The organism is Actinoplanes sp. NPDC048791 (genome assembly GCF_040650095.1).
Taxonomy (GTDB): Bacteria; Actinomycetota; Actinomycetes; order Mycobacteriales; family Micromonosporaceae; genus Actinoplanes.
Map to the genome: position 1 here is coordinate 1 of NZ_JBEZGQ010000767.1, position 4,191 is coordinate 4,191.

Genomic DNA, 4,191 nt, shown 5'->3' on the forward strand with positions numbered 1-4,191 from the left:
GCGGCGTGGGCCCGGCGGCGTTCCTCGTGGGTGGACACCGCCACGATGGCCGACCGGATCAGCGGATGCCGGAACGCGATCCGCGCCGTGGCGTCGTCCACCCGCACCAGCTGGGCCCGTTCCGCCGGGGCCAGATCGGCCAGGCTGACCCCGTCGGGCAGGGCGGCCCGGAGCACCCGGACGTCACCGGTGCTCTCGAAGGTGGCCAGCAGCAGCAACTGCCGGGTCGGCTCCGGCAGGCCGGCGAGGCGCGCGGCGAAGATGGCCTGGAGGCGGTCGCTGAGCGGCACCACCTCCGGCTGCGTCACGGTGCGCTGCGCGGCACCCAGCAACGTGGCGGGCAGCTCGATCAGGGCGAGCGGGTTGCCCTGGGCCAGATCCAGCAGCCGATGGCGGACCCGGGCCGGCATGTCCGGATGGTTGGCCGTGACCAGCTGCCCGGCCGCCTCGCCGTCCAACGGCTCGACCACCTGCTCGGCCAGGCCGCGCCGGTCCAGGAAGCTGCCCGTCCCGGCCCGGGCCGACACCAGCAGGCCGGCGCGGCGTCCCGCCAGCCGGCGGGTGATGAAACCCAGGACGACGGCGCTGGCCCGGTCGATCCAGTGCACGTCGTCGACCAGCAGCACGATCGGAGCGCCGGCGGCCAGCTCGGAGATGAGCAGCAGCGCGGCGTTGCAGACCAGGAGCACGTCCGGTGGCGTGCCGGCGCCGAAACCGAGCGCCACCGACAGCGCCTCCCGCGGGCCGGGCGGAAGACGGTCGAGGTCCGCGAGCACGGGCAGGAACAACTGGTTGAGACCGGCGTAGCTGACGTCGGCCTCGAACTCCGACCCGGAAGCGCGCAGCACGCGCATGCCCCGCTCCCCGGCGAGCTCGGCCGCGGCGGTCATCAGGGCCGACTTGCCGACGCCCGGGTCGCCGCTGATCAGGCGGGCGCCGCCGTGTTGCCGTACGCCGTCGAGAAAGCCGGCGAGCCGCTCGAGTTCAGCATGGCGTCCGAAGAGTCCGATGGGGGCCACACATACCTCACGCGCCTGTCGTTGCCGGTCACCTGCTGCCGGGCACGGTATATCGGCTCGTGCGCGCTGCGGCACTCCTGGCGCGGGCACCGGCAGGATCGGGCAAGACTTCGCGAGCTTTGATCAACGGCCGCCCGAGAGGTGCGACGGGTCGGCCTCGTGCACCCGGAGGCCGAGGTCGATGAAATTCAGCATCCAGGTGAAGCTGACATCGACATCAGCGGCGATCTGGAAGCTGCCGGCGGCTTCCAGCGTCGTGAATCCGTGCAGCATGCTGCGAAGCATCCGCAGGGCGTGGATCTCCTGGTCGGGGTCCAGGTGGTAGCCGTGCAGCATGGCGGTCCACGACGCCAGGACCCGTTGGACGGCCGGGATGAACGGGTCGTCCGGCCCCCTGACGGCGGCGGCGTTGCCCGCTGCGTACCGGCCGGGGTGGGCCAGCACCCACGCGCGCATCGCCTGGGCGCCGGCTACGAGGGCTTCGCGGCCGGATCGCCCCTGGATGGCGTCGCGGATGGTGTCCGCGAGCTCGTTCATGGACAGCACGGCGATCCCGTGGGCCAGGTCGGCCTGGCTGGCGACGTGCTTGTAGAGCGAGGGCGTCCGGACGCCGAGCCGTTCGGCCAGCAGAGCCATGCTGAGCCCGGTGAAGCCGACCTCGTCGGCCAGGGTGGCGCCGGCGGCGGTGACCGTGGTCCGGTCGAGTCCGGCCCTAGGCATTGGTCAGCGTGCGGGCGAGGAACGGCAGCGACAGCGCGACGACCTCGTCCGGGGTCTGCGCGTGCGGGTAGTGGCCGGCACCCTCGATGACCGACAGCTGCCCGAGCCCGGCCGGCAGGTCGGCGATGACCTTCTCGCCCTCGGCGCGGGGGTCGGCCCAGTCGGGGTCGAGGCTGCCCATCACGATCAGGACCGGGCACCGGACGTCGGGCAGCCGCGCGCCGGCGTCGGCCGGGCTGGTCTTGCACATGGCCTGCAGGGCCTTCATCCGGCCGGGCTCGCTCATCGTGGTCTCGATCCGCGCCAGCTCGCCGGCCCAGTCGGCGGGCTTGGCCGGGTACGCCAGGTCGAGGTACTTCTTCCAGGCCGACAGGCTGCCCAGGGCCATGGTCAGGCCGAGCTGGACGGATCCCGTCCGGTAGCGCTTCACCCGCAGCAGCCCGCCCAGCGAGACCGTCTGCGTCCGGGTGAACGGCGCCAGCTCGATGACCCCGGCGATCAGCTCCGGCGCCGTGGCCGCGGCGATCGTGGCGGCGCCGCCGCTGATCGACTGCCCCATGATCACGGCCGGGCCACCGAGGTGACGCACGAGCGCGACCAGGTCACCGGCGATGTCGGTACGGCTGTAGCCGTCCCAGCCGGGGCTGGATTCCCCACAACCCCGGATGTCCAGGTTGGCGACCCGGTACCCGGCCGCGACCAGGGCCGGGGCGACGAAACGGTACGAGTGGCGGCTGTCACCCATGCCGTGGGCGAGGACCACCAGCGGTCCCTCACCGGTGACGTCGTAAGCGATCTTGTTCCCGGCGATGTCCAGGTACTCGGTCATGATCTTCTCCCGCGGCTGGCTAACGTTGTTACCTAAAAGCTACTGCCATTAGCCAACCGCGTCAAGGTCTTTGTGCGCCCGGAAATCGGTGGGCGGCGGGTGCCGGTGGGCATAGCGTCGCGGCATGGACCCGACCGGCGACGACTGGATACCCGCCTTCCGGGCGATCGCGGCGGCCGAGGCCGGCGAGGGCCGATTCGCCGGGGCCGTGCTGGTCGGCCGGGGCGACGAGAGGATCCTGGCCGAGGCGTACGGCCTGGCCGATCGTGAACAGGGAATTCCCCACACGGTGTCGGGTCGCTTCCGTAACGCGTCGCTCACCAAGATGTTCACCGCGGTGGCGGTCGGCCGGCTCATCCAGGCCGGGCTGGTGGATCCGGCGGCACCGGTGGGCACGTATCTGACCGACTATCCCAACCGGGACGTGGCCACCAAGGTCACCGTTCATCATCTGCTGACGCACACCGGCGGCACCGGGGACATCTTCGAGCCGGAGTACGCGGAACGCCGCCAGCAGATCCGCACCGTCACCGACTATCTGCGGCTGTTCGGCCGGCGGGACCCGCTGTTCGAGCCGGGCGCCTGGTTCGACTACAGCAACTATGGATTCATCCTGCTGGGCGCCGTGATCGAGCAGGTCAGCGGACAGAATTACTACGACTATGTCGACGACCACGTGTTCGCGCCGGCGGGGATGACCCGCAGCGGGGCGCTGCCGTACGACCGGCCGATAGCCGATCTGGCGGTCGGATACACGGCCGAGAGCGGGCAGCCGGCCCGCGACACCGACATGTTGCCCTACCGGGGATCGCCCGCGGGCGGCGGCTACACCACGGTCGAGGATCTGTGGCGGTTCGGCACCGCGCTGATCGGTCACCGGTTGCTCGACGCGCGGCACACCGCCCTGGTGACCACGGCGAAGCTGAACGCCGGCTGGAGCGGCCGGTGTGTCGCCTACGGCTTCCTCGACCGCACGGTCCACGGCATCCGTACGCTCGGTTGTGTCGGTGGATCGCCCGGCGCGAGCGGCGAACTGACCATCTTCCCCGGCTCCGGCCACGTCGTGGCCGTGCTGGCCAATCTGGACCCGCCCATCGCGTCGCAGGTCTCCGAGTTCATCTGCCACCGCCTGCCCGTCACCGCCCGGTAGCCGGCCGGCGGGTTGACCGGCCGGCCTCGACGCCGGTCAGGGGTGCTGGTCCGCCATGTCGGGAGTGAACCGCTCCACCCGGCCCCGGCCGTTGCCCTTGGCCCGGTAGAGAGCCAGGTCCGCGTGGTGCAGCAGGGCCGCGGCCTCCTGGTGCTGGTCGTCGAGGGTGGCGATGCCGATGGAGACGCCGATCGTGATCGTGCGGTCACCGATGACGAACGGGTCGGCCAGGTAGGTGCGGATGCGGTCGGCGACGGCACCCGCGTCGTCGGCGGTGCGCACCCCGCGGCACAGCACCACGAACTCGTCGCCGCCGAACCGGCCCACGTAGTCGTCCGGGCGGGTCGCGTCGACCAGGCGCAGAGCGACCTGCTTGAGCAGTTCGTCGCCGACGGCGTGCCCGTACGTGTCGTTGACCGGCTTGAAACCGTCCAGGTCCTGGAAGAGCGCGGCCAGGGCGCCGTCGGCCCCGG

The 4,191-nt window shown here is 71.7% G+C and carries 5 protein-coding genes; 1 reads left to right on the forward strand and 4 read right to left on the reverse strand.

Features of this window, described 5'->3' with window-relative positions; all coding sequences use genetic code 11:
* The 3 genes from AB0C29_RS36530 to AB0C29_RS36540 form a co-directional block, all read right to left on the reverse strand.
* Positions 1 to 1,019, reverse strand: a 1,019-nt coding sequence (locus AB0C29_RS36530; RefSeq protein ID WP_360830312.1) for an AAA family ATPase, incomplete at its 3' end; no start/stop codon positions are given.
* A 123-nt stretch (positions 1,020 to 1,142) separates the two neighbouring features.
* Positions 1,143 to 1,739 carry a WHG domain-containing protein gene (locus tag AB0C29_RS36535; RefSeq protein WP_360830315.1) on the reverse strand — a complete coding sequence of 199 codons (597 nt, stop codon included), beginning with the start codon at positions 1,737 to 1,739 and terminating at the stop codon, positions 1,143 to 1,145.
* Positions 1,732 to 2,568 (reverse strand): alpha/beta hydrolase, encoded by an 837-nt coding sequence (locus tag AB0C29_RS36540; RefSeq protein WP_360830318.1) that lies wholly within the window; start codon positions 2,566 to 2,568, stop codon positions 1,732 to 1,734. Before AB0C29_RS36540 ends, AB0C29_RS36535 begins: the two co-directional genes overlap by 8 nt.
* A gap of 124 nt (positions 2,569 to 2,692) precedes the next feature.
* Between AB0C29_RS36540 and AB0C29_RS36545 the strand changes: the two genes are divergently transcribed.
* Positions 2,693 to 3,718: a serine hydrolase domain-containing protein gene (locus tag AB0C29_RS36545; protein ID WP_360830321.1), complete on the forward strand. Its 1,026-nt coding sequence runs from the start codon at positions 2,693 to 2,695 to the stop codon at positions 3,716 to 3,718.
* A 36-nt stretch (positions 3,719 to 3,754) separates the two neighbouring features.
* On the opposite strand, the gene AB0C29_RS36550 is transcribed toward AB0C29_RS36545, so the two are convergent.
* Positions 3,755 to 4,191 (reverse strand): GGDEF domain-containing protein (locus AB0C29_RS36550; RefSeq protein ID WP_360830324.1); only part of this gene is annotated, 437 nt, incomplete at its 5' end.